Here is a 25,517-nt window from a genome sequence, read left to right as displayed (position 1 = left end):
ATCAAGCACAGCCCTATAAATGTGTAATTTAAAAATTAACGCTCGCTAACTGGTACATATTTTTGCATACCAGGTCCGATGTATTCTGCACGTGGACGAATTAGACGGTTATTTGAATACTGCTCTAAAATATGAGCTAACCAACCAGAAACACGTGATACTGCGAAAATTGGTGTAAATAAATCATGGTCAATATTTAAAGAATGATACACAGATGCAGAATAGAAATCTACATTAGGTGGTAGATTCTTTTGACCTGTTACGATCTCATCAATTTTAATTGACATCTCGTACCATTTCTCTTCACCACGAAGTTTCGTTAATTTTTGAGACATTTCACGTAAGTGTTTCGCACGAGGATCACCTTTACGATAAACACGGTGGCCGAATCCCATAATTTTTTCTTTGTTTTCAAGCTTTGTATTAATGTATGAATCTACATTTTCTACTGAACCGATGTCCATTAACATTTTCATTACTTGCTCATTTGCACCGCCGTGAAGAGGTCCTTTTAGAGCACCGATTGCTGCAACTACTCCAGAGTAAACATCTGAAAGTGTTGCTACACAAACACGAGCAGTAAATGTTGATGCATTCAATTCGTGGTCAGCATGTAAAACTAACGCTTTGTTAAACGCTTCTTCTTCAATTGCTTCAGGAACTTCTCCGTTAAGCATGTACAAGAAGTTAGCAGCGAAGCTTAAATCATTTTTAGGTGCGATTGGTTCTTGTCCTTTACGAACGCGAGCAAATGCTGTTACTAAAGTGGACATTTTTGCTTGAAGTTGAATCGCTTTCAAGTAGTTAGCTTCTTCTGACATATCTTCTGCTTTCTCATCATACAATCCAAGCATAGATACTGCCGTACGAAGTGCTGTCATTGGATGAACTTTATCAATTGGATAAGCTTTAAAATGGTTTAATACCTCTTGAGGTACAGCCATATTATCCGCTAATTGTTGTTTAAGTTCAGCCAATTCTGCTGCTTTAGGCAGACGTTGATGCCATAACAAATAAATTACTTCTTCAAAACTTGCATGGTCCGCTAAATCATCAATATCATAGCCAACGTATGTAAGTGTATCGTCAATTATTGAACTAATAGCTGATTGAGTTGCTACTACTCCTTCGAGACCTTTTGTTGTCGTCATGTATACCGCTCCTTCTTCTTATAAAATTCATCATCCCACAAAAAAAACGCAGAATGATGGCTCATCTGCTCTTATGAACCTTTATTTAATCGCTTACATTGAACATTATAATCAATATTGACGCCTTTGTGAATGAAAACGCTCGTTTTTCGTAAAAATTCGAAAAAATTAAGAGAATTTGTCTTAAAGTAGAAATATTCTGTTTAAGCGAATTGCTATTGTTATAGGTACTATTTCTGCAAAGGAGGCCTACATAATGTATGAAAATATAATGAATAATTTTAAAAAATGGCTTCCTGTCATCGTTGTTTTAATCATCACATGGATTATCTATCCGGTAAGTTTGGCCATTTTATTTGCCTATTTCTTTCAACCAATTGTTAAATGGATCCATCAAAAAACTAGATTACCAAGATGGCTGACTGTTTTTCTATTTGAAAGCATCCTAATCGTTTCGTTGATCGCTATCGCTACATTAGTGGTAAAAGAGCTATTTGAAATTGTCTACCCACTTCGGTTTCACTTAGAAGAGTTAAAAGTCTTAGTAAATGAAAATAAAGCGAATTGGAAATCCGCTTTAGAGGCTTTTTCTTTATTAAGTGAAACGATGATTAAAAAAATCAGCTTGTTCATTCAACATTTACCAGAACAATTTGTCGAGACATTTGTTTTTATCATCGCTTTTTACTTTGCATTATTAGAATCGATTAAGTCTCGTACCTGGTTTTTCATTTATATCCCAACTAAAACTCGCAAAACCATTAAACCATTGTTTGTAAGTGCTACTCAATTATTTGAAAAGTTTACAAAAGTAGAAATCGTCCTATTTCTCACCACTTTTGCTCAGCTAGCAGTTGGTTTTTATGCGTTGAACTTTTCATCCCCAATTGGACTCGCTTTTTTAATTTCTTTTGCTGATGTCATGCCGTTTTTAGGGACAGGTATCATCCTCATACCAATGGCTGTCTTCTTTATGCTAACCAATCAATCTACATTAGGAATTGTCATTATATTGTTATATGCATTTATTTTATTGACACGACAATTACTTGAATCCTTTTTGTGGGCAAATACCATGCATATTCGAGCGATTCATGTATTTTTTATTAGTGCATGTTCACTGTTGATGTTTGGTGTTCCTGGAATCCTATTAAGTCCATTTCTTTTACTCGCAGCTGTTCATTTTAGAGAACACCATTGGTTCACATCACAATAAGCTGACCTTTTTTCATTTTAGTTCGAATCCATTTATAAATGATGGGCTTGAACAGTTGTCTTGTTGGTGAAAATAAAAATAAGAAACCGAAAATATCCGTTACAAAGCCTGGTGATAGTAACATGATTCCACCTGCAAATACAAAAAGGGCATTCACCATAGCATCGCCTGGAGCTTCGAAATTCTTCATTTGGTTTTGTATATCTCGAATTGCCTTTAGTCCTTGTTTTTTGGCTAGAAACGCACCTAAAATTCCGGTACTAAGAATAATTAATATCGTTGGTAGAATTCCAAATTGGTTTCCCGACCAAATTAACACACTTATTTCAATCACTGGAGCTACGATTAATACAAAAAGCAACCATTTCATTGTAAACATCTCCCTTCCTTACATTACATATGTGTAAAAAAATGACCTCAACACAATATGCGTTGAGGTATTTTTATCTCTGTTACTTATAATACACTTGCATGACCATGGTAAATAACTCCGGATTCAGCATCCATCGTAATTTCTTGACCGTTTTCAATTAGCTTAGTTGCATCTTTGACACCGACAATCACAGGAATTCCAAGACTTAAACCAACCACAGCCGCATGACTCGTTAAACCGCCTTCTTCCGTTATTAAACCTGCACACTTTTCAATCGCAGGCATCATGTCACGATCTGAACCAAGTGTTACTAAGATGGCACCATCGACATTCGCTAAAAGAGCATCTTTTGCGTTGTTTGCCACAACTGCTCGACCAACAGCAACTGATTTTCCAATGCCTTGTCCTTTAGCAACCATATCTCCAATAAGATGAACTTTCATTAAATTGGTTGTACCGGCTTCACCAACTGGAACACCCGCTGTAATAATAACTAGATCACCGTGTTTTACATAATTATGTTTAATACTTTCTTCAACTGATAACTCTAAAATCTCATCCGTTGATCCTACTTTTTCTCCAACGATTGGGTATACGCCCCAAACCAAAGTGAGTTTACGTGATGGTTGTTCAGTTGACGTAACAGCTATAATCGGTGCACCTTGACGATATTTGGAAATCATTTTCGCAGTATGACCACTTTCAGTAGGAGCAATTACCGCTTTCACTTTTAAATTGATTGCCGTATGAGCTACAGCTTGACCAATCGCATCCGTCATATTTACATCTTTGCTCTTACTTTTAGCTGTAACAATTGCTCGGTAATCAAGAGCAGCTTCTGTGCGAATCGAAATTTTATCCATTGTTTTTACGGATTCAACTGGATACATTCCAGCAGCCGTTTCACCAGAAAGCATAATTGCATCCGTTCCGTCGAATATAGCATTTGCTACATCACTAGCTTCAGCTCTAGTTGGTCTAGGATTACGCTGCATCGAATCTAACATTTGAGTCGCAGTAATAACCGGTTTTCCCGCTTCATTACATTTTGCAATTAAACTCTTTTGTACTAAAGGTACTTCTTCAGCCGGTATTTCTACCCCTAAATCTCCACGAGCAACCATTAAACCATCTGATACTTGGATGATTTCATCGATATTATCGACGCCCTCTTGGTTTTCGATTTTAGGAATGATTTGAATGTAAGAACCATTATTTTTTTCTAATAATTCACGAATTTGCATAACATCCTTCGCTCTTCTTACGAAAGAAGCGGCAATGAAATCAACTTCTTGTGAAATCCCAAACAAAATATCTTGTGCATCTTTTTCAGTAATACCAGGTAATTGAACTGAAACTCCTGGTACATTAACACCTTTTTTATTTTTAAGGGTGCCGGCATTATATACTTCCGTATGAATTAATCCTGCAGCTGCATCAATACTCTTCACTCGCAATTCAATTAATCCATCATCTAATAAAATGACCGAGCCTTCTTGAACATCTTCAATCAAATGATCGTAAGAGATAGAGAACATTTCTTTCGTTCCTAAAACTTCTTTCATCGATATTGCAATCGTTTGCCCAGTAATTAACTCAATTGCATCGTTTTCCATTTGATGTGTACGAATTTCAGGTCCTTTCGTATCCAGCAATATTCCAACAATTTTACCCGTCTTTTTAGAAGCTTCGCGAATTCGACGAATACGTTCTCCATGTTCTTCGTGATTGCCGTGTGAAAAGTTTAATCGAGCAACGTTCATTCCCGCTTCAATCAGTTGTTCCAGCATTTCTGGTGATTCACTCGCTGGACCGATTGTACATACAATTTTGGTTTTTCTCATAGTAATATCCTCTCCGTTACGTTATATCGATAATTCTTTAGATAATTGATACATTGAAAGATCCGTTTTGTGGCTTCCTTGAAAAGCCTCTGTCATAGAATAGTCTACCACTTGGTGATTGCGCATGCCAACAGCTAGTCCTCCATGACCTTCCAATAAAATTTCCACTGCTCTAGCACCAAATTGACTTGCTAAGACTCGATCTCGTGCAGTTGGTGAACCACCACGTTGAATATGCCCTAAGACAGAAACTCGTGTTTCAATATTAGCATGCTTTTCAATTAATTCGGCCAAAGCATTTCCACTCATCACACCTTCAGCAACAATGATGATACTGTGCTTTTTGCCTCGCTCGTGCCCACTCTTTAATCTTGCAACAATATCATCAAGTTGATACGGATCTTCTGGGATCACGATCGTTTCAGCTCCACCTGCTAAGCCAGCCCATAAAGCTAAGTCTCCTGCATCACGACCCATAACTTCTACTATAAAAGTTCGTTCATGAGAAGTAGCGGTATCACGAATTTTATCAATTGCTTCAATCACTGTATTTAATGCAGTGTCAAAACCAATTGTATAGTCCGTGCCTGGAATATCATTGTCAATTGTTCCAGGAACACCTACAGCTGGGATACCTCTTTTTGTTAAAGCCATTGCTCCTCGATAAGACCCGTCCCCACCAATAACAACTAGACCTTCGATCCCATGTTTCTTCATTTGCTCGATTCCTTTTAACTGACCTTCTTCTGTCATAAATTCAAGACATCTAGCCGAATAAAGTCTTGTTCCACCTCTTTGAATGATGTCACCAACCGAGCCTAGGTCAAGCTTATGTATATTTCCTTCGATTAATCCTTGATATCCATTATAGACACCCATAACTTCTAACCCATGGTAAATTCCTTTTCGAACGACTGCTCGAATAGCAGCATTCATACCTGGTGCGTCCCCACCGCTGGTTAAAACAGCAATTTTTTTCATTAGGATATCCTCCTTCAAATCGGCAATTTTATAGATCATGTAATTCACATTAACATGGTTTATACAATCTTGTATATTTGATCATAGGTAAAAGTAGAAAAGAAACGGAAGAAAAATATAGCTTGCCCCGTTTTGGGACAAGCTCATATTTTTGTTATTCAATAAATTCACCAATCGATTTAAATTTCTCATATCTAGTGTCGACTAATTGATCTTCATTTAACTTCAACAATTCGTCAAGGGAACGTTGTAAAACTTCTCCCATTAAGACAGCTTGTCGTTTAGGATCTCGGTGCGCGCCTCCTGTAGATTCAGGAATAATTTCGTCTACTATTCCCATTTCTTTTAAATCAGGTGCTGTAATTTTCATTGCTTCAGCTGCTTGCTGAGCAAGTGCGGCATCTTTCCAAAGAATTGATGCTGCTCCTTCAGGTGAAATAACCGAATACGTTGCATTTTCTAACATATGAATATGGTTGGCAACGCCTAATGCTAAGGCACCACCACTTCCACCTTCGCCGATTACTACACTTATGACTGGCACTTTCAATCCCGCCATTTCAAACAAGTTTCGAGCAATGGCTTCGCTTTGTCCACGTTCTTCAGCAGCTTTTCCAGGATAAGCTCCTTTTGTATCAATAAAGCAAATAATAGGTCGCTTGAACTTTTCAGCTTGTTTCATTAAACGAAGGGCTTTTCTATAGCCTTCTGGGTGAGGCATTCCAAAGTTTCGTCTAATATTTTCTTTTGTATCTCTTCCGCGCTGATGACCAATGATGGTAATAGGTTGGCCATTAAATGAGGCTATACCTCCAACAATCGCTTCATCATCTCCATACAAACGATCCCCATGAAGTTCAATAAAATCTGTAAATAAGTCACGAATGTAATCGAGTGTCGTTGGTCGCTCAGGATGTCTTGCTACTTGAACACGATCCCAAGGTTGCATATTCTCATAAATATCTGTTTCTAATTTTTGAAGTCGATCTTCTAATTGTTGAATCTCTGTTGAAAGATCAACCTCTGCATTAGAAGTGAAATCTTTCAATTCACTAATCTTCGCTCTTAGTTGAATAACTGGTTCTTCGAAAGGTAATGTTTTAACCATTTTTATTTTCCCCTTTCGAGTGTAGTTTCACTAATGTTGAAACAGTATCTTTCATCGATGCTCGATGAACGACTGCATCCAATTGTCCATGATCCAGTAAAAATTCAGCTGTTTGGAAGTTTTCAGGCAGTTTTTCTCGCACCGTTTGTTCAATTACACGGCGACCAGCAAAACCAATTAAAGCTTTTGGTTCAGCTAAATTAATGTCTCCTAGTGATGCAAAACTTGCTGAAACTCCACCTGTAGTTGGGTGAGTTAAAATCGAGATGAACAAATAACCTTTTTCACTATGACGCTTAAGCGCAACACTTGTTTTCGCCATTTGCATTAAAGAAAGAACACCCTCTTGCATTCTTGCTCCACCACTTGCAGTGAAAATAATAAAAGGTACGCCTTGTTTCGTCGCTTCTTCAACAGCACGTGTGATTTTCTCTCCAACAACGGATCCCATTGAACCCATTCGGAAATGAGCATCCATGATCGCAACCACTACACTCTGACCATTGATTTGCCCAGTACCAGTCAGCACAGCTTCATTTAAGCCAGTTTTTTTACTATCAGATTTTATTTTGTCTGTATACCCAGGGAAATTAAGTGGATTAACTGTTTCTAGATGATCATCCATAGAAACAAAAGTAGATTCATCTAAGAAATTAGCTACTCGCTCATAGGCAGTCATTTTGTAATGATGATCGCATCCCGGACAAACTTTTTTATTCGACATTAAATCTTTTGTTAAACCTATATATTTACACTCAGGACATTTTGTCATAATTCCTTCAGGTACATCCGTTTTGGAAGCGAGATTTGGAATCGTCGCATATTTGTGTTTACGATTTCTTGAAAAAATATCTCGTATCATACATTCTCTCTCCCCTTTGTTAAAAAATTCGTCCAAGCATTATATGCTTCGACAGCTTGTTCAATTTCCCCATCCTTGATTGCTTGTAGCAATTGTATAAGGTAGGTATTTTCATCTTCATTTGTGAAACCTTGATAGGGCTCTTCGCCATATTGTTTTAGTAAAAACCACATCTTTAAAGACAGCCGATTATTGCTTACGATTAAAATTTCACGAATGATGTCCTCACGTTGAACAGTTCCTTCTTCGTCTAACTTTATTAATAAACTTTCCCAGACCGGCAAATCCATTAAATTAGGTGAAGCAGATACAATACGGATCGCTTCTTTTTCAAGAGTTTGTCTCGTTAAATGGACATCATTAATTGTTTTTGTATCTTGTAGTATAAAAGTTGATAAAATCTCAACCAGTTTATGATTACGATAATCCGTTAAAAAAGTTCCTTCTCCACGTTTTGTTTCAATTAACCCAAGTAATTCTAAACTTCTAAGTGCTTCTCGAACAGTCGACCGCCCAACTTTAAGTCGTTCAACTAATTCTCTTTCAGAAGGCAATTTGCCACCGGGTTTAATATTTTCTGATTGAATAAGGAGCCTGAGTTCTCGAACAATTTGTAAATACATTTTAGTGGACTGTTTGTCCATGTGCATCCCTCTTGCTTCCATTATTTACAAAGTGGTCTGACCACTCAATGTGACTATCATACAAAAAAATTCGATTGGTTGCAATGGGCATTATTTGAAAATGTTATTAATGAGATACATGGTTATTCATAAAAGATTTGTTTTGTATGAAAAGATTGGTAAGTTAAAGTTAATTGTCTCTCGAAGATTATTTATTTTTCGAGGCTATACATTATCTATCAATACTGTTTTACATAAATTGAATTAATTCACAATTTCATTTTAATATAGTGTTTAAAAAAATTAGATTAAACTTAATTAAATTGTGAATCAAAATTAACTGTTTGAAGGGGGAATTTAGTTTGAAGAAGTGGACTAATTTTATTGCAGTTTTTTTTCTTTCACTGTTTCTAATTGCAGGATGTACAGACATTAATAATCAGGAGGTTGAGCAAACTTCTCATTCAGACATGAAACAACTTTTCAAAGTTGATGTTCAGAAAGTGAAATTAGACGGAAGTAATGGTGACTTTGTAACAATTACGGATAAAGAAAATTTGAATTTATTGGGGATAGCGTTCGGGAATATACAATGGAACCAAAATGTCGAGCCACCACTTATGGAAAAAAGAGAAGATATAAAAGCATCTTTATTTTACGACTTAGATAAAGATAAAGAGCCAAAGAAAATAGCTGATTACGCGATTTGGTTCAATTCTGATGAAACAGCAACAATCATTATGGAGGATAGAATTTTCGGAGAACTAGATAAAGAAAATGCTAAGATTTTAAGAGCAATACTAATATCCGATTAATATACTTTTTGTTTCAAAAATTAAACAAGATATAACAATTTTAAATATATAAAATCTAAAATATGCATAAAAAAACTATCTCTCCGTCACTTAATGACTTTTGAGATAGCCTCACGTACTTAAATTATTTAAAAGAAGAACTACTTTTCATTTGCTTTAAGATGATTTGTGGCTTACCTTGACGCCATTCGATAATGCCTTCGACGTTCACAATCTCTTGTTCTTTTAAAATAAGATTAATATTAGCGTAGTCGCTAGGGAAAATAGTAATTGATCCGTCTCCGGTTTCGTCTTGAAGAGTAACAAAAGCCATTGATTCTCCCTTTTTCGTGCGAATTCTGCGTATTTCCTCAATCATGCCAAGTACGGAAACGTGCTCTCCATTCTTTTTATTCCCCAAATTTTGAAGATCTATGAATGGTTGATTTAAGGTTTCTTTCCATCTTCCGATTGGATGGCTAGACATATAAAAGCCGAGTGTTTCTCTTTCGAACTGTAATTTCATCATATCTGGCAAAGGTTCTTTCACAATGTATTTTGGTTTCCCAAAAGAATTGAAATCCCCTTCAAACAAATCCACTTCCATTTTCGGACGTACGAGTTCAGCATATTTAACAGCAGCGTCCAATGTGGCTAATAAGGTGGATCGATCTTGATGAAACTCATCCAATGCCCCAGATTTTATTAATGGTTCTATGTGTTTTCTCGAAAAATATTGAGCAGACAAACCCGCTGCTAATTCAAAGATATCTTTCCATTGTGGAATAGCAGATTTACGTGCTTCAATGATACGTTTTAAAAACTCATAAGAAATTCCTTTTACTGCAGATAATCCAAATCGAATTGACCCATTCTCTACTCGGAATGTAAGTCCACTATTTAATAGGGAGGGCGGTAATAAGGAAATCTTTTTTTGTTTAACTTCTTGTAAAATTTTCATCGATTTATCACTATTACCGATTGCACTTGTTAATAAAGAAGCATAAAAATAAGCGGGATACTTGGCTTTTAAATAAGCCATTTGATACGAAATCATGCTATATGCGACAGCATGACTTTTTGGAAATCCATAATCTGCAAAACGAACAATTAAATCATAAATACTTTCGGCTTCATGAGGAGTAAAGTTTTTAGCCATTGATTTAGTAACAAAGTGTTGGCGTTGCTCGTCCAACACTTGTCTATTCTTCTTACTGACGGCTCTGCGTAAAATATCAGCTTCACCAAACGTAAATCCTGCCATTTGTGATGCTATTTGCATGATTTGCTCTTGATAGACAATAACGCCGTAAGTGTCACTTAAAATCGGCTCTAAAATCGGATGTTGATAAATTGTTTTTTCCTCACCATGTTTTCGACGCTTATAGGTCGCAATATGCTCCATTGGTCCGGGACGATAAAGGGCATTTACCGCTACAATATCGTTAAAATGAGATGGTTTAATATCATTTAACGCCTGTCTCATCCCATCGGATTCTAATTGGAATACGCCTGTGGTATCGCCTTCTTGCAACAATTGAAAAGTTTGTGAGTCATCTAGAGGGATTTTCTCGAAATCTAACCATTTTTTTGTATCATACCAAATCATAGATCGGATTCGATCTAAAATTGTGAGATTGCGGAGACCTAAGAAATCCATCTTTAATAAACCGCTCTGCTCGACATCTTGCATCGGCCATTGCGTCAAATATATTCCTTCTTGTCCATCTTCAATAGGTAAAAGCTCAACTAAAGGAACTGGAGACAATACAACTCCAGCTGCATGAGTCGAACCATTTCTAGGCAAACCTTCTAATTGTAACGCTACTTCTTCCCAACGTTTGTGTAGGGCATCAGATTCAATCCATTTTTTTAGAATAGTCGAGGATTCTATACCCTCTTTTAAGGAAATCCCAGCTTTATTCGGTAGTTGTTTTGAAATCATTTCTAATATATCATTACTAAAACCAAAAACACGAGCTACATCACGAGCAGCTGCTTTTGCTGATAATGTCCCGAACGTGATGATTTGCGCGACAAAAGCTTGACCATATTTTTGGGCTACGTATTGAATAACCTCTTGTCTACGGTTATCTACAAAATCGATATCTATATCAGGCATCGTGACTCGTTCAGGATTTAAAAATCTCTCGAATAAAAGACCGAACTTTAAAGGATCTACATGAGTGATAAATAAAGAAAATGCAACGAGTGAACTTGCTGAAGAACCACGTCCTGGTCCAGTAAGGATTTTTTTCTCTTTTGCATATGCCATAAAATCAGCCACAATTAAAAAATAATCTGCATACCCCATTTGATTAATTATCGAAAGTTCCATATCAAGTCGATCGAAATACTCGTGAGATACTTTTCCTAAGCGTTGGGAAAGCCCAGATAAGCATTGTGATTTAAGTACTTCCGCGGATGTTAAAGGAGGAGTCACTGGAAATGCAGGCATGTGCATTTTATGTAAAGGAATGTCCACTAAACAACTATTTAAAAGTTTTTCAGAAGAATCTAACCACTCTGGATGATCGGCAAACCATTCAATCCAATCCCGAGCACTTGGCAAGTATGAATTCGTATGGCTTGGTTTTACACGTGATGAATCCTGCAGTTTTACTCCATTAGAAATCGCTTGAGCCACTTCATAAGAGAATGCATGATCCGCATGTTCATATTTCACATGATGTGTGGCTATGACAGGAATTCCTTGTTGATTCATAGTGGAAACAATGAAGTTTTCACGAGGCGAAACAATACCACCAGGTCTTTCTATACCACCATACACATCATCTAAAAAGAGTTGTTTCATGTTGGATACAACTTCTTCAATTTGACTATCCGACCAATCGTCAGTATCTGGTATAGCTAAGATGATGGCGCAATCTTCTTTATATGCTTTTAACCAATTTAGTGGAAGCTGTACTAACCCTTTCACTTCAAGAGCGCTACTAATTTTCAACAAGTTTTGGTACCCTTTATTCGACTTAGCGTACACTTGAATAGGTAATTTAATCGTATCTGAAAATTCAACGTCACAACTTAATCCGATGACAGGATGAACCCCAGCGGCTTTCACAGACTTATAAAATGGAAGTGTGCCATACATTCTCCGATTCGTAATTGCGACAGCCGACGCTTTTTGTTCTTGTAAGAAAGGAATCAGTGATTCCAGTCGTACCGTACTATTTAATAAATCTGCTGATGTTTGTACATGCGGATATACTGGATTCACTTGATTTTCTCCCTTCTTTTTATTGGCATATACCTTTTAATTTTTCGATTACACGATCTGCTTCTTCCCATGAATAAACCGATGCTCCTGAAGCAAGGGGATGACCTCCGCCCCCGAATTCTTTCGCTAATTCATTTATAATCGGTCCTTTTGAACGAAGTCGAACTCTAATTTGATCTGATTCTTCGATGAAAATAACCCACGCTCTAATTCCTTTTACATTTCCAAGAGATCCAACTAATAATGATGTTTCACTCGATGTTACGCCAAATTCTTTTAATGTATCCATTGTTAATTTGACATACGCCATTCCGTTATCATCAATAACGAATTTTTGATATATATAACCTTGCAGATTCAATAAATTACGATCGACTTCGTACATTCCATTAAACAGTTCAGTTCGATCAAAATTATAAGAAATTAAATCGCCAGCTGTTTCAAACGTTTTTCGACTTGTACTATGGAACATAAATCGACCTGTATCTCCCACAATACCTGCGAATAACAATCTTGCAGCTTCATCGGACATAGTCCAGTCGGACACTTTCTTTCCTTCTTCATAAAGGTCGTAAATCATTTCACTAGCTGAACTAGCATCTGTATTAACCCAAAGCAAATCGCCATAAGGATCATCATTCGGATGATGGTCAATTTTCAGTAAAAAAGCACCCGTTTTATATCTCTGATCATCCACTCGTTCTGTGTTTGCGGTATCTGTCACTATAACTAATGCATCTTTAAATTGATCATCTGTCACTTTATCCGGCATAGTTAAAAATGAGAGTGTTTCTTCATGCTCTCCTGTAGTGTAGACTTTCTTATTTGGATAAGTCGCTCTTAAAATTTCGCGTAAGCCGAAAGCTGAACCATAGGCATCTGGATCAGGTCTTACATGGCGATGAATGATGATTGTTTCGTACCTAGCTATTGTGTCAATGATTTGACGTTTCATGTGATTTCCCTCCAACTTAAAATTAATACCATTCGCATTTTCTAGGAAATGTCGTTACAATTATGACAGTTTCACATATTCCAGGAGGTTTACGATGATAAATGCAGTTTTTGTCTTTTTCATAATCATTTCAGCTGTTTTTTACTTTTACATGAAAGTGAAACAATTGCGAAGTGAATTACCTATTGCAAAAAAATGGTATGCCAATCGAGCAATGGTTGCACTTGGAAGTTTACTTTTCTTCTTTGGCTTAAACCAACTTTTCTTATTTTCTACAACCATAACATATGTTATTTCAGCCATTTTTATTGTCATCGGTTTAATTACCATCGTTCATTATGCCAAAGTAATGAAACATTATGGTCAGTTTGTAGAAGAAGAATTTCGTTTGAATAAAAAGTGATGCGTATTACCGCATCACTTTTTTCTTTGCCATCTCTATCTTTCTAAGAGTTGGAACATCATCATGGCTTTACCAACAAGTAAAGTTGACTGATAAACATCAAATTCCATTTTCACAAATTTCCTACTCATGTCTAAAATGCTTGGCTTCACTGTAATGACACTATCCATTTGCATCGGCTTAATAAAGTAGATGGTCATATTTTCAGCAACACTATCCCCGCGTTTGTTTTTCTTCAAAACATGATTTCCAACTTCAGCTAACAGCGTTGTAAATGCGCCATAAGAAATCGCGCCAAATTGGTTGGTCATTTGTGGCGTAACAGTAAATTCTACTGCTAAATCATTCTCATCTAAAACCTTCATTTGACTTTTCACGATATCGTCGATTGTTTCACCATGCTGGGGTTGTCGTTGAGCTAATTGCAATGCTTTCAAAACATCTTGTCTACTGATGACACCTTCTAAATTCCCCGCGTCATTTACTACCGGCATTAAATCAATGCCTTCCCATATCATTCGATGTCCAGCAGTTGCAACACTCGTTTTCATCGATACAGTTAGTGGATTTTTGGTCATTATTTTTTCTATGGATTCATTGTGGTCAATCCCAATGACATCTCTAGCTGTAACAATACCAACCAACTTTTGATTGGCATCGATCACTGGGAATCCACCATGGGTTGTTAAGGCATTTTGATCGTGATAACTTTTCACTTCGTCGGTTACTTTTAAAAAATCTGTTTCTTGATAAGGTACATAAATGTCTTCAATAAAGAGAATCTCTTTTTTAATTAATTGGTCATAGATCGCACGATTAATCATTGTTGCAACTGTAAACGTGTCATAGCTCGTTGAAATAATGGGTAATTCCAGTTCGTCTGCTGATTTTTTTAACATGTCTGAAGCTTCGAAACCGCCAGTAATCAAAACAGCCGCTCCAGCTTTTAAAGCAGTAAAATGGGCTTTTGTCCGATTTCCGACGATTAAAAGACTGCCTGCATCTGTATATCGCATCATATCATCCAGTTGCATGGCACCAATAACAAATTTCGTTAACGTTTTATGTAAGCCACTTTTCCCGCCCAACACTTGACCATCTACAATATTGACGACCTCTGCAAATGTTAATCGTTCAATATTTTCTTTCTTTTTCTTTTCAATTCGAATTGTACCAACTCGTTCAATGGTACTCACATATCGTTGAGATTCTGCTTCTTTTATCGCTCTGTATGCGGTCCCTTCACTGACTTGAAGTTCTTTCGCAATACGTCGCACAGAGATTTTATCTCCAACGGGTAGTGACTCGATATATTGTAAAATTTGTTCATGCTTAGTTGCCATGTCATCACCTATTTCCCAAACAATCGTTCTATTGTTAGTGTATCACAAAGGTATCATTTTTCAGCCATAAAAAACGCACGAAAAGTCAAAGACTTTCCGTGCTACACACTACATTTCTGTTCCATCTCCAGCTTCCCAAATATGAACGTTTGAGTGTTTGACCAATTCTTTAAAATCATTAGGATCTTGTTTTATTGGCGGGAACGTATTGTAGTGAATCGGAACGACTGCTTGGGGATTCAATAATTCAACTGCATAAGCAGCATCCTCAATTCCCATTGTGAAATTATCACCAATTGGTAAAAAAGCAAGATCGATTGGATGACGTTCCCCAATTAATTTCATATCTCCAAACAACGCAGTATCTCCTGCATGGTAAATGGTTTTTCCTTCTGCCGAGAACAAAATTCCCGCTGGCATTCCTGTGTAAATAATTTCATTTTTTTCTGTGACATACGATGAGCCATGAAAAGCTTGTGTTAATTTCACTTTCCCAAATTCAAATTGGTAAGCTCCACCGATATGCATCCCGTGCGTTCGCACTCCTTGCCACTCTAAGTATTCAGCAAGTTCAAATGGTGCGATAACGAGTGAATCATTAGCCTTTGCTATGGCTACCGTATCGCCAACATGATCATTATGTCCATGCGTCAACAATATAACATTTGGTTTTTCATTTTCAGCAATTAAATCTGTTAAGCCATTTCCGGAAATAAAAGGGTCAATCAGAATTGTAAAGTCCCCTGTTTTAATTTTGACAACTGAATGTCCATGGAAAGATACATACATTTTTATAACCTCCTTCTGTGGATATTGTTCTTTATTCGATAAAAATGCCGAGAATCCTGTTTTTTGATATGCTATTTAGGAGAACAATACAAAAAGGAGTGCTACCATGAGTAAAATCAATCAAATTTCTACTTATTTAAAAGAGCATAATATAGATGCGGCTTTTATTACAACACCTGATAACGTGTTTTATATTTCTGGTTTTAGAAGCAATCCTCATGAACGGTTGCTTGGCGTTCTAGTCTTTCAAGACGCTGAACCTCTAATGATTCTTCCTAAAATGGAAGTACCGGATGCAAAAAATGCAGGATGGAATTTTGATGTAGTCGGACATCAAGATACGGATCAGCCATGGCAATTATTAAAACAAGCCATCGAAAACAAAAAAGTAACGCCATCAAAAATAGCTATTGAAAAATCGCATATGACGGTTGAACGTTTAGAAGCTATTCAAGAATTATACCCAGATGTTACTTTCACTAGACTCGATGATCAACTCAATTCAATGCGTGTTGTAAAAGACGCAAACGAATTAGCTATCCTTCGTGAAGCAGCTGCATATGCTGACTATGCGATTGAAGTCGGAGTAAGTGAAATTGCAGAAGGAAAAACCGAGCTTGAGATTTTAACGGCAATCGAATTAGCTTTAAAGAAAAAAGGAATCTCCCATATGTCATTTGACACCATGGTTTTAAGTGGACCCAAAACTGCTTCTCCACATGGCAAGCCAGGTGATCGTAAAATCCAAAAAGGTGACCTCGTATTATTTGACCTAGGTGTTATTTACAAAGGGTATTGCTCAGATATAACACGCACAGTTGCATTTGGTGAACCTTCAACTAAGCAAAAAGAGGTTTATGAAACGGTACGCAAAGCAGAACAAGCTGCAGTGGACGCTGTTAAACCTGGTGTAAAAGCTATGGAATTAGATAAGATAGCACGAGATATTATTACTGAAGCGGGTTATGGCGAATTCTTCACCCATCGCTTAGGCCATGGTCTTGGTATTTCCGTACATGAATTCCCATCAGTAACAGGGAATAATGAGATGGAATTGATCGAAGGAATGGTATTTACAATCGAACCTGGAATTTACGATCCAAGTATTACAGGTGTTCGAATTGAAGATGATGTTGTGGTGACGAAGGATGGCGTTGAAGTTTTAACGAAATATCCAAAAGAATTGGTTATCATTTCTGCAGAATAGTATAGAGATTTGAACGTCGTCAAACTTTTAAAAAATCAAATATTTCTATTTGTATAATAGAAAAGACCCTTTTCAATATGAAAAGGGTCTTTTCTAGTGATTATCTTAAAAGAGAATCTACACTCACATACGGTAGACCTTGAGCTTCAGCTACTGCTTGGTACGTCACGTTACCATCTAAAGTGTTTACCCCTTTTAGAAGTGCATTATTATCTAAGCAAGCTTGTTTATATCCTTTGTTTGCAATTTGCACTGCATAAGGAACCGTAACATTTGTTAATGCCATTGTAGAAGTTCTTGGAACCGCACCAGGCATATTTGCTACCGCATAATGTACTACGCCGTGTTTTTCATATGTTGGATTATCATGTGTTGTAATACGATCAGACGTTTCAAGAATTCCACCTTGGTCAATTGCAATATCAACAACCACTGAACCAGGTTTCATTGACATGATCATTTCTTCTGTAACTAATTTAGGAGCTTTTGCACCTGGAATTAATACAGCACCAATAACTAAATCAGATTCTTTCACAGATTCTGCGATATTGAATGGATTTGAAATCAATGTTTGTACATCGCGACCAAATAATTCTTCTAATTGGCGCAAACGATCAGGACTCAAGTCGATAATCGTCACTTCTGCTCCCATACCTACTGCAACACGTGCAGCATTCGTCCCAGCAATTCCTCCACCAATAATCGTTACTTTCCCACGAGAAACACCAGGAACTCCGCCTAAAAGAATACCCATTCCACCGTGGATTTTTTCTAAGAATTGTGCACCGATTTGTGTAGACATACGACCCGCTACCTCACTCATTGGAGTTAACAATGGCAATGAGTTGTTCGGTAATTGTACTGTTTCATACGCGATACCAACGACTTTATTATCAACTAGAGCTTTTGTTAACTCTGGCTCAGGTGCTAAATGTAAATATGTGAACAAAATAAGTCCTTCTGAGAAATAACCATATTCTGAAGCAATTGGCTCCTTCACTTTCATGACCATATCTTTAGCCCAAGCTTCACTTGCAGTTGCAACAATTGTTGCGCCAGCAGATTCATATGCTTCATCAGTGAAACCAGAACCTAGACCTGCACCTGATTCAATAAATACTTCATGACCAAATACAGATAAATTGACAACCCCAGCTGGTGTCATTGCAACACGATTTTCGTTATTTTTTATTTCTTTTGGCACTCCAATTTTCATTGAAAAACCCTCCTATGTGTATATATAGATTCATAATCATAAGTCAGATGTGCTGACATAAATAAATTATCTCAAAGCAAATCCATTCTATCAGATATAATTGAAAATGGCTTTAAAAATATTTCGAGAAATGATTTTTCAATATTTCTGATAATTGAAAGACGGTGTTTTATACGATGACTAATATGAATACGAGTAAATTCGAAAGATACGGGTTAGAACCCGTTCCTTTAGCTCTCAAACAATCCAGTTGGAAAGAATACGCAATTATTACATTCGCATTCTCAGTAAATGCAGGCAACTTTTTAGTTCCGACATTAGCTGTAACTCAAGGAAACTTATCTTGGCAAGCAGCGTTTTTAGCAGTATGGATAGGAGCACTTCTAGCTTTCCTCTTAGTCTCAGCTCTGTCTATACCTGGTGCATTGTATGGTTTACCTGGACAATACATCGTTAGGGCTTTTACTGGCTCATGGCTTGCTACAAAAATTGCTTCTCCTATTCGAGTGATCACCTCATTATATTGGTTTAGCGTTCAAACAATAGGCGGTACATTCATATTACAAACTGTTATTTCTAATTTTTTTAAGATAGAAATACCATTCCCAATACTCGCTATTTGTACATCAGGCATTATGGCATATTTGGCGCTTGTAGGATATGACGCAGTCAAGAAAATAACGAGACTATCTCTGCCCGTTCTTTTGATTGGTCAAGGTCTTATGCTGTATGTGATTTTATCTCAAATATCTTTTGAGAATAGTGAAGTTACTTCATTTACCTCATTTCAATGGGGACCTTTTCTTTTCTATATGAGTTTAGCATTTGTCCAATTTGTCTCTGGTGTTAGTGCATCAAGTGACATGACAAGGTATGCAAAAACCGCTAAACAAGGATTTACTGGCATGTTTGTTGGGAATGCAGCAGGTTACTTTATGACAGCACTTATAGGTACACTTGTTGGTTCCTATTTTAATTCAACTAATCCATTTGTTGTATTAACTGAAAGTGCCCCACATGTATTAGTTGGTTTATTTATCACCTTCAGTGGCTTACTTGCCATGATTTCAATCAATATTGGAAATGCCTATACTGGCAGTTTTAGTTTACTAAATACATGGCCGTCACTTGGACGCATTAGGAGCTCACTTCTTTTTGGTGTAGTTGGTATTACTTTTAGTTGTTTCCCAACTTTAGCTTCTGAAGCTTCTTATTTCATTTCATACCTAGGGGCTGGTATTATTCCTCTTTCTGCCATATTAGTGACAGATTATTTATTAATCAAAAAAGGCATCATTTCAGAGGACGTACTATTAAAAGTAATTAGTGGTTCATATCAATTAAATCTTGCTGCAATCATCACCTTTGCCAGTATGAGTATCGTCTATTTAATGATTCCTCAGACGTTTTCGCCTGGGATGCTCATTTTCATAGGTAGTTCACTACTTTACCTATTCCTAGCTAAAAATGTTTTTAAAATAATAAAATAAATAGTCCTGCCAAAAGGATTATAAGCTTACTTGTCGAATAATATCATAGAGAACAAATAAAGGAGGAAACAGAATGTCAATCACTTATAAACATATTCTAGTCGCGGTAGACGGTTCAAAAGAAGCAGAATGGGCTTTCAAAAATTCAGTTGCAATTGCTAAACGTAACGACGCTACATTAAACTTAGCAAACGTGATCGATACTCGATCATTTGCTGCAGTTGAAGCTTACGATCGCTCCATTGCTGACAAAGCTCAGGCTTTTGCAGAAGAACTTTTGGCTGGATATAAAAAAGAAGCTGAAGCAGCTGGTGTCACAAAGGTAAATGTCATTGTAGATTATGGCTCACCTAAATCAGTTATTGCAAAAGACTTAGCTAACAAAGTAGAAGCTGATTTAATTATTTGTGGAGCAACAGGACTAAGTACAGTCGAGCGTTTCTTAATCGGCAGTGTATCAGAATATATCGTACGAGCTGCTAAATGTGACGTATTGGTTGTCCGTACTGACGAACACGAGTAAACAAAAAATCCCGATGGCATATAGCCTCGGGATTTTTCATGTTATAAATTTGCTAATCGTACCGTATCTCTCGCTATCATAACTTCTTCATACGTTGGAATTGTGAAAACCAAAACTATATATCCAAATGTTGTTGTATCAATGTTTCTTATATGTTCTTTCACATAATATAGCATTTCAGGCTTGGTTTCACAAGTTTCTCTTCCTATTGTAGTGGTTGCAAATTTGAGTTCAATAAAGTATTTGAAATAGAGAACCTAATGCAAATCTATGCTAATTCATTTTTGATTACCAAAATTAGCGATATTTTAAACCACCAGGAACCAATCTTTGAACAAACTGAATTTTTGTATATGATATTTTTTATTTCAATTTTCTATAATTAATTTCATAACCACAATCATCCATTTCCTGTGCTATTTCAAATTTCCAATTTCCACCCTCATATTTTATATAGATAACACCAGAAATATCATTAGGCAACTCAATATCATCACCTTTGTGCAATGCAACAACATTTGAACGTCCTAATTTAGAAATAAAATAACCATGTTCAAATACAACATTTTGTCGAGCTCTATCTCTAAGTGTATCGGCTAACTTTGCTTTACCTTCATCACAAGGTGTATAAAGCACAATAGCGAATCCAACATCAGAATAACGTTCTATTTTTTCAATGATTGTTCCACCCCCACTAGCTTGTTCGTGAAGAATAATTGCCTCAAACCCTAATTTTTCTACAAATCTACCAACTTCACTCTTTAACCCATCGTCATGACCATGAACAATGAAAACTTTATTTGATTTTAGTTTCTCTTTTTCATTCGAATTAGCATTTTCTAAGGTACTCAAATTAATTTCATCTTGCAAAACCACCTCATGTAGAACACCATTTAAAATTGCTTTAATATTACCTTTACCTCTATTAAAGCCTTTTAAATATGCATCTGTATTATCTCCACCAATACTTAAAATCGAAGGGGAAAATCTCACATTTTTAAATTCAACAACCTGATGTGAGCTATCACCTAAAATCGCTCTTAAAGTTACTTCACCTTTTCTCATAAAAGATTCTCTATCAGAGGTATCCTGGTTGTATTCAAGCTCATTAAGTTCATTTAACAATTGATTAATTAAATCTTTCTTTCTTTCGAAATTCATAATAATACACCCCTTTTATAAATTAATACTCTTCCTTCGTGAAATTAATAGTCGTCCATATCACACTTTAGTTACTTATAAATCCCTCCAAAAATCTGACAACAATTTGAATTGATGATAGAAGAATAAAAATAAATAAGGCTAAGACTATCCTTTCGTATTTCTTAATATTTCCTTCAATTCTTTAATTTTAAGTACATCATCTTTTCTCCTATGAATCATTCGATGGCAGTTCGCACATAATGGAACTAAGTCTGTCTCAGGATTAATTTCTACAGCTTCTTCCAACGTACTCAAAGGATTAATATGATGTACTTCGATAAAGTCTTTTCCTCGTTCACCATATACCTCCTCGAAATTAAACCCACAAGCATAACAATTTATTCCATGTTCTTTAATAGCCTTTTTCCTGTTTTTTGAATCTCGTTCATATCGCTTACCAAAGTAATACTTTAATTTCCCTTCAATTCCATGACCATCTTCAGCAAGTTCCGCTTCAATATCAGAAGCGATACTTCTATCTAATTCTAGTTCTCCTAGTAACTCTTCTTCTTCCACTTGATATCCAAACTCACTTAACCTTTTTTCAGCAATTTCAAGTTCTTCTGCTGTGAATAGTATTCTAAATTCTTTTTGTAAAACCACCGCTTCGACTGACAAATCTAAAGCATTATTTTCCCACAACACACTAAATCCATCAGAAACAGTCTTACTACTTAGAAGCTTCTTAGCGACAAAATGTCCACCATCTGCTAAAAGCATTTTTTTGAAACGTGTAGGATTGTAACCGAATTTCTTGGTTTGTTCAGTAATATTCATCATAGCTTGATGGAAATTGGATTTTAATATAGTAACATCATCAGCATTAACAGCTATTGTTTTTTTCGAAAGTCCTTCCTTCCAAATACTACTTAAATACGTACCCATATTCTCCTCTAAAAGATAATTTGTATTATTTCTTAATCTTAATATCGGTAATTCCTTTAGTAAGTGGTTCGCTTTAAGGAAACTGCTCTTTATCCCATTTGTCACTTTTACTTCCAACACTTTGAGTTCCACTGCTAGATATGTATCACCGCTTATATCTGCGTACCAGTAATTAGCAGATTCATTGTCATTTGTATATTCTTGTGGAAGTGTTGTTACTAAAGTTCTTGCAACAATCCCCCCACTCCCTCTATTTCCACCATCTGACCTCCAAATAAATACCTCCTCATTTAATTGTATATGTTTAGCTAAATGCTCTTGTCGAATAGACCACCAAATCTTATCATTATCTAATAAATAATCATCTACGTTAAATTTTGTCGGATTACCTTGAAATATCCATGTACTCATCTAAACCCTCTTCTCTAATTAGCTATATACTTATTCTCTTTATTTAAGTATTCAATTTTTACTAATTTAATAGTATTAATTATACCTTTCAATTAGTATAATATGGAATAAATATTATTACTTCAGAATAAGTCAATAAAGGAGTTTGAAAATGGAGTTTCGAGAAGATAGAAAGACTATTCAAGGGTACGAAGGTATTTATGAAGTTACACATTCAGGAAGAATTATTTCAATTCGAGAGAAAAGAGCATTAACTAGGTGTAATGATGAATATGGATTCCATATTGTCAAACTATACAAAAATGGCGAATCAAATAACCATTATGTATTTGAATTATGGGAAAAGGAGTTTCCAAGATTACATATTAATGAATTTAAAGGAGCACGGAAGACTAAGTATGGCACTGGCTGCAAACTTATTAAAAAATAGTAGATATAATGATGTTAAAGGAGATGAGTATATTGGCAAAGCAACAATTTGTTAGAGAGGAAATTTATAAGTCTGATAAAGAAAGTTCGAGGACCATTTCTTTCGTAGTCAACGTTTATCAAGATAAAGAAGACAGAGAAAAGATATGGATTGTATCGAAAGAAATATTAAATCCTACAGAAATAAACAATCATCATAATTCAGTGAATTATCATCCTAAAATGTTTCAGCGATTAAGAGGAATATTAATTAATGAAGGTCGATGGTCCTAAGAGGATTAACACACCTCAGATTATGATTAGAACAATTTCAAACCTAATAGGGGAAAGGGATGAGAGACCTATTTGAACGCTCTTATAAGCCACTCTTGTATCTTTCTCCTATGACTCTCTAAGTATAGACTATTTTTTGACTATCCATTAGCAAATTAAAAGCAAAACCTAGAAAAAGACATCCATTAAAGTGGATGTCTTTTCACAACTACTGAGCTTATTCATTTAACTCTACTTTCAAATTCTATTAGGCTTTCTTCAAACGGGAGAGTTGAAATCTTAAACAGGTGCTACTTCTTGTTCGTGATTCCATAACCTTATTAGAAATTCTTCTTCTCTTGGTTCAGTCCATTCTTCTAAGGCTTCATTCATTTCAATCCAGTCGTAATTTAATATTAAAATTTCGTTTCTATGGTCTAGTTCAATTTCCGCTAGTCCATAGGATGCCTTGACAATATTTAATAGACCAATTGGCAACTCATCAAGTTCTTTTGTATTTAGGTATTCATATGCGGAAAAAGACTTTGAAGACCCACGGTAATAATCAGGTGGCATCTCAGCTTCAAATGTATGACGCAGTACATACTTATTGTTTTCTCTAGCAAAAGCTAGTCTTTCTAATTTGTGATTGAGTGTCAAAGTTGCTTTTAATGAACTGCTACTTCTTCGATTCCCTTTTCTGTCATGCTCCGTAATGTCATAATCATGAATTACTGTATATTTGATACCAAAATTATTTAAGATATTTAGTAAAAGATACATTGTTCCCTTTCCATTACAGTTAACTACAGAAGTTTTATGATAATCTTCTGGGTTCAAGAGACCGTTATTTACTAACTTTTCTCCTAAAACTTTTAAAGCAATTACTTCCGTATCACCTTCAACCAGTATGACTCTGTCAGCAAAAAAGACCTCGTTTACATAAGGATTAAACCGTAAAAGAGCCTGAAGTCGTTCTTTTTCATTTGTTGGTAATCCATAAACATCTGAATTAACTTGATTTAAACCAACTTCATTGTCCTCATTTATAAATACTTTTGCGAGTGTTCTATTCGGCTTGGATAAATCCACAAAATTAGGCGAATGTGATGTCGCAATTACTTGAAAGAATCCATCGTCTGCTAAACTGTACAAAGTATCTTTGAACACTCTTGCCAAATGCGGATGTAAGTAAAGTTCGGGTTCTTCAAAGGCAACAATTAAAGGTCTTTTGTTTTCAACATTTTCTGTCTCAAAACGTCTCTTGTATTTCCTGAAACCTTTGAAAACTGACAAAATAAAAGTTCTTTGCACACCATTCCCTTGATGGCTTAACTCTGTATCTAAACCATTATAATTAAAATTTGTAGCAACGGATGTACTTACAATATCATCTAATGGACTTACATTTACTTTAAACTTTACATCTGTTGAAGTTACATCATTTAAAAAAGCTTTTACTTCATCTTCAAAGTATTTTATTTTTTCATCATTATGCTCATTGATTCTTTGCTGAAGTAGTTGAGTCTTCTCATATGCTTCTTGATATTCAGGTAAACCTGCAACTACATCCTTATAAAGGGTGAAAAGTGTTTTCATATGAGCCGAATTATTTTTTAGTTCATCATTAGCATCTTTGACAGCAGGTATATATATGATTTCTGGAAAGACATTTAGGAAGTGCGTTCCATTAACTCCCCCTCCTAGTCTTCCTTCCCAGCCTTCCTGTTCTAGGTCATGAGTTTCTGCTCCTGATGTCTTGGAAGCACGCTCAACGTTTACACCTTCCTTATATACAGCTCTTACAATAAAATTACTTGTATCTCTATGAATAGAATTTCTGATACCGTGCATCTCAATCTCTTCTGGAGTTAAATCAGTAAATGTCGCATGAAAACTAATAGGTTCTGACATATTATGTTTATGATATAAATGCTTACTAAGTTTGAGTTCTTTACTTCCAAATTGATTTAGTGCCTGCAAGATCGTGCTTTTACTGCAGTTATTTGGTCCGATAATAATAGAGATATTCTCCACATCCATCGTAAGTTCTTTAATTCCTTTAAAATTTCGAATTGTAAATTTGAATAATTTCATAATATCCCCTCCTTTTTTAACTCATTCTACATACTTTTTTAAATACCTCCCTAAAGTGGAAAATTTATCAAAAAATATCTATGTGAGTCGGAATTTGGAAAGGTCAGCTTATGACTAACTACTT

23 protein-coding genes are annotated in these 25,517 nt (G+C 35.8%); 8 read left to right on the top strand and 15 right to left on the bottom strand.

Annotated elements, in window-relative coordinates:
• Positions 1 to 35: 35 nt before the first annotated feature.
• Positions 36 to 1,151: a citrate synthase gene (gene citZ, locus ACHUE4_RS05795; protein ID WP_394188429.1), complete on the bottom strand. Its 1,116-nt coding sequence runs from the start codon at positions 1,149 to 1,151 to the stop codon at positions 36 to 38.
• A gap of 256 nt (positions 1,152 to 1,407) precedes the next feature.
• Between citZ and ACHUE4_RS05790 the strand changes: the two genes are divergently transcribed.
• Entirely contained in the window at positions 1,408 to 2,367 is a 960-nt protein-coding gene (locus ACHUE4_RS05790) for an AI-2E family transporter (protein WP_394188428.1), read from the top strand.
• Here ACHUE4_RS05790 and ACHUE4_RS05785 read toward each other — a convergent pair.
• The 6 genes from ACHUE4_RS05785 to ACHUE4_RS05760 all read right to left on the bottom strand — a co-directional run bounded on the left by ACHUE4_RS05785 (position 2,354) and on the right by ACHUE4_RS05760 (position 8,179).
• The gene (locus ACHUE4_RS05785; protein ID WP_394188427.1) at positions 2,354 to 2,737 is read right to left on the bottom strand and encodes an FxsA family protein; all 384 of its coding nucleotides are present in this window, start codon (positions 2,735 to 2,737) and stop codon (positions 2,354 to 2,356) included. The two genes, ACHUE4_RS05790 and ACHUE4_RS05785, sit on opposite strands and share 14 nt — an antisense overlap.
• Before the next feature lie 86 nt (positions 2,738 to 2,823).
• Positions 2,824 to 4,584: a pyruvate kinase gene (gene pyk, locus ACHUE4_RS05780; RefSeq protein WP_394188426.1), complete on the bottom strand. Its 1,761-nt coding sequence runs from the start codon at positions 4,582 to 4,584 to the stop codon at positions 2,824 to 2,826.
• Positions 4,585 to 4,605: 21 nt separating this feature from the next.
• The gene (pfkA, locus tag ACHUE4_RS05775; RefSeq protein ID WP_394188425.1) at positions 4,606 to 5,565 is read right to left on the bottom strand and encodes a 6-phosphofructokinase; all 960 of its coding nucleotides are present in this window, start codon (positions 5,563 to 5,565) and stop codon (positions 4,606 to 4,608) included.
• A 154-nt stretch (positions 5,566 to 5,719) separates the two neighbouring features.
• On the bottom strand, positions 5,720 to 6,673 hold the full coding sequence (accA, locus tag ACHUE4_RS05770) for an acetyl-CoA carboxylase carboxyl transferase subunit alpha (RefSeq protein ID WP_394188424.1): 954 nt from the start codon (positions 6,671 to 6,673) through the stop codon (positions 5,720 to 5,722).
• Complete coding sequence (gene accD / locus ACHUE4_RS05765; RefSeq protein WP_394188423.1) at positions 6,666 to 7,535, bottom strand: acetyl-CoA carboxylase, carboxyltransferase subunit beta; 870 nt, start codon at positions 7,533 to 7,535, stop codon at positions 6,666 to 6,668. The genes accA and accD overlap by 8 nt, the downstream gene beginning before the upstream one ends.
• A complete protein-coding gene (locus tag ACHUE4_RS05760; RefSeq protein ID WP_394188422.1) occupies positions 7,532 to 8,179 on the bottom strand; it encodes a FadR/GntR family transcriptional regulator in 648 nt (215 codons plus the stop codon). Before ACHUE4_RS05760 ends, accD begins: the two co-directional genes overlap by 4 nt.
• Positions 8,180 to 8,520: 341 nt before the next feature.
• Between ACHUE4_RS05760 and ACHUE4_RS05755 the strand changes: the two genes are divergently transcribed.
• Positions 8,521 to 8,973, top strand: a complete 453-nt coding sequence (locus ACHUE4_RS05755) for a hypothetical protein (RefSeq protein WP_394188421.1) — start codon at positions 8,521 to 8,523, stop codon at positions 8,971 to 8,973.
• A 124-nt stretch (positions 8,974 to 9,097) separates the two neighbouring features.
• Here ACHUE4_RS05755 and dnaE read toward each other — a convergent pair whose 3' ends face one another.
• Complete coding sequence (dnaE, locus tag ACHUE4_RS05750; RefSeq protein ID WP_394188420.1) at positions 9,098 to 12,190, bottom strand: DNA polymerase III subunit alpha; 3,093 nt, start codon at positions 12,188 to 12,190, stop codon at positions 9,098 to 9,100.
• Positions 12,191 to 12,209: 19 nt separating this feature from the next.
• A complete protein-coding gene (locus ACHUE4_RS05745) occupies positions 12,210 to 13,145 on the bottom strand; it encodes a DHH family phosphoesterase (RefSeq protein WP_394188419.1) in 936 nt (311 codons plus the stop codon).
• 94 nt (positions 13,146 to 13,239) lie between these two features.
• On the opposite strand from ACHUE4_RS05745, the gene ACHUE4_RS05740 reads away from it, so the two are divergent.
• Entirely contained in the window at positions 13,240 to 13,548 is a 309-nt protein-coding gene (locus tag ACHUE4_RS05740; RefSeq protein ID WP_394188418.1) for a YtpI family protein, read from the top strand.
• A gap of 35 nt (positions 13,549 to 13,583) precedes the next feature.
• On the opposite strand, the gene ACHUE4_RS05735 is transcribed toward ACHUE4_RS05740, so the two are convergent.
• Together ACHUE4_RS05735 and ACHUE4_RS05730 are read right to left on the bottom strand one after the other, a co-directional pair.
• Positions 13,584 to 14,891 (bottom strand): DRTGG domain-containing protein, encoded by a 1,308-nt coding sequence (locus ACHUE4_RS05735; RefSeq protein WP_394188417.1) that lies wholly within the window; start codon positions 14,889 to 14,891, stop codon positions 13,584 to 13,586.
• A 108-nt stretch (positions 14,892 to 14,999) separates the two neighbouring features.
• Entirely contained in the window at positions 15,000 to 15,680 is a 681-nt protein-coding gene (locus ACHUE4_RS05730) for a metal-dependent hydrolase (RefSeq protein ID WP_394188416.1), read from the bottom strand.
• Positions 15,681 to 15,786: 106 nt separating this feature from the next.
• Between ACHUE4_RS05730 and ACHUE4_RS05725 the strand changes: the two genes are divergently transcribed.
• The gene (locus tag ACHUE4_RS05725) at positions 15,787 to 16,887 is read left to right on the top strand and encodes a M24 family metallopeptidase (protein ID WP_394188415.1); all 1,101 of its coding nucleotides are present in this window, start codon (positions 15,787 to 15,789) and stop codon (positions 16,885 to 16,887) included.
• A gap of 100 nt (positions 16,888 to 16,987) precedes the next feature.
• Here the strand turns inward: ACHUE4_RS05725 and ald are convergent, their stop codons facing one another.
• The gene (ald, locus tag ACHUE4_RS05720) at positions 16,988 to 18,103 is read right to left on the bottom strand and encodes an alanine dehydrogenase (protein ID WP_394188414.1); all 1,116 of its coding nucleotides are present in this window, start codon (positions 18,101 to 18,103) and stop codon (positions 16,988 to 16,990) included.
• Between the two features lie 176 nt (positions 18,104 to 18,279).
• Here ald and ACHUE4_RS05715 point away from each other — a divergent pair, with 176 nt between their 5' ends.
• Entirely contained in the window at positions 18,280 to 19,593 is a 1,314-nt protein-coding gene (locus ACHUE4_RS05715; protein WP_394188413.1) for a purine-cytosine permease family protein, read from the top strand.
• A 73-nt stretch (positions 19,594 to 19,666) separates the two neighbouring features.
• On the top strand, positions 19,667 to 20,116 hold the full coding sequence (locus ACHUE4_RS05710; protein ID WP_394188412.1) for a universal stress protein: 450 nt from the start codon (positions 19,667 to 19,669) through the stop codon (positions 20,114 to 20,116).
• A 363-nt stretch (positions 20,117 to 20,479) separates the two neighbouring features.
• Here ACHUE4_RS05710 and ACHUE4_RS05705 read toward each other — a convergent pair whose 3' ends face one another.
• Positions 20,480 to 21,277 (bottom strand): TIR domain-containing protein, encoded by a 798-nt coding sequence (locus tag ACHUE4_RS05705; RefSeq protein WP_394188411.1) that lies wholly within the window; start codon positions 21,275 to 21,277, stop codon positions 20,480 to 20,482.
• A gap of 147 nt (positions 21,278 to 21,424) precedes the next feature.
• Positions 21,425 to 22,615, bottom strand: a complete 1,191-nt coding sequence (locus tag ACHUE4_RS05700; RefSeq protein WP_394188410.1) for an EVE domain-containing protein — start codon at positions 22,613 to 22,615, stop codon at positions 21,425 to 21,427.
• A 151-nt stretch (positions 22,616 to 22,766) separates the two neighbouring features.
• On the opposite strand from ACHUE4_RS05700, the gene ACHUE4_RS05695 reads away from it, so the two are divergent.
• Both ACHUE4_RS05695 and ACHUE4_RS05690 read left to right on the top strand, forming a co-directional pair.
• Positions 22,767 to 23,045 carry an NUMOD4 domain-containing protein gene (locus tag ACHUE4_RS05695; RefSeq protein WP_394188409.1) on the top strand — a complete coding sequence of 93 codons (279 nt, stop codon included), beginning with the start codon at positions 22,767 to 22,769 and terminating at the stop codon, positions 23,043 to 23,045.
• Positions 23,046 to 23,077: 32 nt separating this feature from the next.
• Positions 23,078 to 23,317 (top strand): hypothetical protein, encoded by a 240-nt coding sequence (locus ACHUE4_RS05690; RefSeq protein WP_394188408.1) that lies wholly within the window; start codon positions 23,078 to 23,080, stop codon positions 23,315 to 23,317.
• A 279-nt stretch (positions 23,318 to 23,596) separates the two neighbouring features.
• On the opposite strand, the gene ACHUE4_RS05685 is transcribed toward ACHUE4_RS05690, so the two are convergent.
• On the bottom strand, positions 23,597 to 25,393 hold the full coding sequence (locus tag ACHUE4_RS05685; protein WP_394188407.1) for an ATP-dependent nuclease: 1,797 nt from the start codon (positions 25,391 to 25,393) through the stop codon (positions 23,597 to 23,599).
• Positions 25,394 to 25,517: the final 124 nt, after the last annotated feature.

It is taken from the genome of Paenisporosarcina quisquiliarum (assembly GCF_043641925.1).
GTDB lineage: Bacteria > Bacillota > Bacilli > Bacillales_A > Planococcaceae > Paenisporosarcina > Paenisporosarcina quisquiliarum_A.
Note: the sequence above shows the minus strand (reverse complement) of the source record. Positions and strands in the feature narration are given on the sequence as shown.

Excerpts from the sequence above, each read along its gene's own strand:
- citZ (WP_394188429.1), bottom strand. The coding sequence starts at position 1,151 with ATGACGACAACAAAAGGTCTCGAAGGAGTAGTAGCAACTCAATCAGCT.
- ACHUE4_RS05790 (WP_394188428.1), top strand. The coding sequence starts at position 1,408 with ATGTATGAAAATATAATGAATAATTTTAAAAAATGGCTTCCTGTCATC.
- ACHUE4_RS05785 (WP_394188427.1), bottom strand. The coding sequence starts at position 2,737 with ATGAAATGGTTGCTTTTTGTATTAATCGTAGCTCCAGTGATTGAAATA.
- pyk (WP_394188426.1), bottom strand. The coding sequence starts at position 4,584 with ATGAGAAAAACCAAAATTGTATGTACAATCGGTCCAGCGAGTGAATCA.
- pfkA (WP_394188425.1), bottom strand. The coding sequence starts at position 5,565 with ATGAAAAAAATTGCTGTTTTAACCAGCGGTGGGGACGCACCAGGTATG.
- accA (WP_394188424.1), bottom strand. The coding sequence starts at position 6,673 with ATGGTTAAAACATTACCTTTCGAAGAACCAGTTATTCAACTAAGAGCG.
- accD (WP_394188423.1), bottom strand. The coding sequence starts at position 7,535 with ATGATACGAGATATTTTTTCAAGAAATCGTAAACACAAATATGCGACG.
- ACHUE4_RS05760 (WP_394188422.1), bottom strand. The coding sequence starts at position 8,179 with ATGGACAAACAGTCCACTAAAATGTATTTACAAATTGTTCGAGAACTC.
- ACHUE4_RS05745 (WP_394188419.1), bottom strand. The coding sequence starts at position 13,145 with ATGAAACGTCAAATCATTGACACAATAGCTAGGTACGAAACAATCATC.
- ACHUE4_RS05740 (WP_394188418.1), top strand. The coding sequence starts at position 13,240 with ATGATAAATGCAGTTTTTGTCTTTTTCATAATCATTTCAGCTGTTTTT.
- ACHUE4_RS05735 (WP_394188417.1), bottom strand. The coding sequence starts at position 14,891 with ATGGCAACTAAGCATGAACAAATTTTACAATATATCGAGTCACTACCC.
- ACHUE4_RS05730 (WP_394188416.1), bottom strand. The coding sequence starts at position 15,680 with ATGTATGTATCTTTCCATGGACATTCAGTTGTCAAAATTAAAACAGGG.
- ACHUE4_RS05725 (WP_394188415.1), top strand. The coding sequence starts at position 15,787 with ATGAGTAAAATCAATCAAATTTCTACTTATTTAAAAGAGCATAATATA.
- ald (WP_394188414.1), bottom strand. The coding sequence starts at position 18,103 with ATGAAAATTGGAGTGCCAAAAGAAATAAAAAATAACGAAAATCGTGTT.
- ACHUE4_RS05715 (WP_394188413.1), top strand. The coding sequence starts at position 18,280 with ATGACTAATATGAATACGAGTAAATTCGAAAGATACGGGTTAGAACCC.
- ACHUE4_RS05710 (WP_394188412.1), top strand. The coding sequence starts at position 19,667 with ATGTCAATCACTTATAAACATATTCTAGTCGCGGTAGACGGTTCAAAA.
- ACHUE4_RS05705 (WP_394188411.1), bottom strand. The coding sequence starts at position 21,277 with ATGAATTTCGAAAGAAAGAAAGATTTAATTAATCAATTGTTAAATGAA.
- ACHUE4_RS05700 (WP_394188410.1), bottom strand. The coding sequence starts at position 22,615 with ATGAGTACATGGATATTTCAAGGTAATCCGACAAAATTTAACGTAGAT.
- ACHUE4_RS05695 (WP_394188409.1), top strand. The coding sequence starts at position 22,767 with ATGGAGTTTCGAGAAGATAGAAAGACTATTCAAGGGTACGAAGGTATT.
- ACHUE4_RS05685 (WP_394188407.1), bottom strand. The coding sequence starts at position 25,393 with ATGAAATTATTCAAATTTACAATTCGAAATTTTAAAGGAATTAAAGAA.